General features: G+C 58.5%; 1 protein-coding gene. It reads left to right on the top strand.

From position 1 onward, the window contains the following. Nucleotides 1-253: 253 nt before the first annotated feature. Nucleotides 254-535: 2-C-methyl-D-erythritol 4-phosphate cytidylyltransferase (locus tag EN914_RS37825; RefSeq protein WP_206527361.1), on the top strand; the 282-nt coding region annotated here is incomplete at its 3' end.

The following is a 535-nucleotide window of genomic DNA, read 5'->3' as shown; positions in this document are numbered from 1 at the left end:
AATTAACCATGCACAAAAACCAAGCATCTTCATTCGTTGCACATTCTCTAGCCATATCGGCCGCAATGTGCAACGCGGAATGACGCCACATTAAGGCGCAATTGGGAAAATGCTGGCCTTCGGGATTGGGTGTGGCCAAAGCGCCGCGCGCCCCGTGGGACGCGCAAAGGACGCTTTGGGATTCATATTTGACGCACGATCTTTGCCGAAAACCGATTACACTTTTCGGGATCGTGCGCTAAGCCAATCTGCAATGACTGACGCAAGTGAAAATCACGTTTCGAGTGCGGATGGCAAGGTCGCGGTGGTAATCGTCGCGGCCGGCCGTGGCGCGCGCGCCGGACAGGCCAACGGACCGAAGCAATATCAACACATTGGCGGCTTTGCCGTCATTGCACACACGCTGGACATTTTTCTGGCCCACCCGCGGACCGGCGAGATCGTCGTCGCCATTCATGCCGACGACCATGAACTGTTCCGGCAGGCGGCGGGCACCAACGCCGAGCGCGTTAGCGCCGTTATCGGCGGGGGGCCC

Origin of the sequence: Mesorhizobium sp. M7A.F.Ca.CA.001.08.2.1 (genome assembly GCF_003998455.1) — a bacterium.
Lineage (GTDB): Bacteria > Pseudomonadota > Alphaproteobacteria > Rhizobiales > Rhizobiaceae > Mesorhizobium > Mesorhizobium ciceri.
This window is presented reverse-complemented; position numbering and strand designations above follow the sequence as displayed.